Source organism: Rhizobium sp. NFACC06-2 (assembly GCF_900101425.1).
In the GTDB taxonomy this organism is placed as follows: Bacteria; Pseudomonadota; Alphaproteobacteria; order Rhizobiales; family Rhizobiaceae; genus Agrobacterium; species Agrobacterium leguminum.
In genome coordinates this window covers 1-1,538 of sequence record NZ_FMVA01000041.1, presented here as the reverse complement: position 1 = coordinate 1,538, position 1,538 = coordinate 1, and the positions used below count along the sequence as shown (strand labels likewise).

Annotated in this window: 1 protein-coding gene; it reads right to left on the bottom strand. The window is 60.7% G+C overall.

All coding sequences use genetic code 11. The annotated features are described in order from the left end of the window. Positions 1-26: 26 nt before the first annotated feature. Positions 27-1,538, bottom strand: a protein-coding gene (locus F3H58_RS27035) for an IS66-like element IS66 family transposase (RefSeq protein ID WP_149744442.1) whose coding sequence is annotated in 2 segments (ribosomal slippage) — positions 27-671 and positions 673-1,538 — 1,511 coding nt annotated over the 2 segments. Because the reading frame shifts where the segments join, the coding sequence is not laid out codon by codon here. This gene is flagged as partial in the annotation.

Sequence of the window (1,538 nt, the reverse complement as noted above, 5' to 3'; positions counted from 1 at the left end):
CGTAAGCCTCCGGTGAAGGCCACAGGTCAGGCAGCTTGAGCGTTGACGGTCGGCGGCGTCCAATTCCACGGAAGCAACTGCTCCAGCCTGATAATCGGCGTGTCGGCGATGCGGGCAAGAACGTCGGCCAGCCACGCCTGCGGATCGATGTCGTTGAGCTTTGCCGTCATGATCAACGTGGCCATGAAGGCTGCACGATCCCCGCCGCGGTCTGATCCGGCGAAGAGCCAGGACTTCCTACCGAGTGCGAAGCCTCGCAGGGCTCGCTCCGCGGCGTTGTTCGTGAGGCAAATCCGGCCATCCTCCAGGAATGACGTGAAGCCATCCCAACGCTTGAGCATATAATCGATCGCCTCGGCGACCGGAGAACTGCGCGACAGTTTTGCACGCTCGGTTTGAAGCCAGACCTGCAGACTGTCGACGAGCGGCAGGCTTTCCTTGCGGCGACGTTCCAGGCGTTGATCGGCCGTAAGCCCGTTGATCTCCCGCTCGATATCGAACAGGCCGTCGATCCGTTTGACGGCTTCGAGCGCCATAGGCGAGATCGGCGCGGCGTTCTTTCCACGCTTGGCGTTCGCATTAATGTCTGCGAGCACGAAGAACTTGCGACGCGCGTGTGCCCAACAAAACGCCTGTCTTAGCGGATTTGGATCGCGATCGCCCTTGAACAGCGGAATTGTAGCCGCCATAGGCGTCCGCCTGCAGAATACCCGTGAAGGTCTTCAGGTGGCGTTCCGGATGCTCCTGCCGTCGATCGCGCGAGGCATAGTAAAGGGTTGCCGGCGGTGAGAGGCCTCCGAACGGCCGATCATCCCGGACATAGGTCCAAATGCGGCCCGTATCTGTCTTTCCCTTGGCCAGGATTGGCACGGTCGTGTCGTCGCCGTGCAGACGTTCGGCGGCAAGGACATGCGCTTCGATCAGAGAATGAAGTGGCTTCAACGTCGCGGCGCAAGCTCCGACCTGATCTGCAAGCGTCGATAAACTAAGGTCGACGCCCTCGCGAGCATAGCGTTCGCTTTGACGATTGAGCGGCTGGTGCTGGGCAAACTTCTCGAACAGGATCATCGCCAGCAGGTTTGGCCCGGCAAAGCCGCGTGGCGTTACATGGAAGGGTGCTGGTGGCTGCGTGATCTTCTCGCACTCGCGACAGGTAAACTTCTCCCGTACCGTCTGGATAACCTTCCACTGGCGCGGTATGACCTCCAGGGTCTCGGTGATGTCCTCGCCAAGCTTCGACAATTTGGCCGATCCGCAGCAGGCGCAATTGGCGGGAGCGGCGATGACGATGCGCTCGCGTGGCAGATGTTCGGGAAAGGGCCTGCGTGACGGACGCCTGCGCTCGAAGGCTTTGACAGTTGAAGCTTTGGCTGCGATCTCCGCCACCAGTTCATCTTCACCGGCGTCCGTTTCCAACTCCTCGAGCTGCAGTTCCATCTGTTCGAGAAGCCGCGCTTTGCGCTCGGACCGGCTGCCGTAGAGTTCACGGCGAACCTTGTCGATCTCCAGCTTCAGCCGTGCGATCAGCGCCTCGGAAT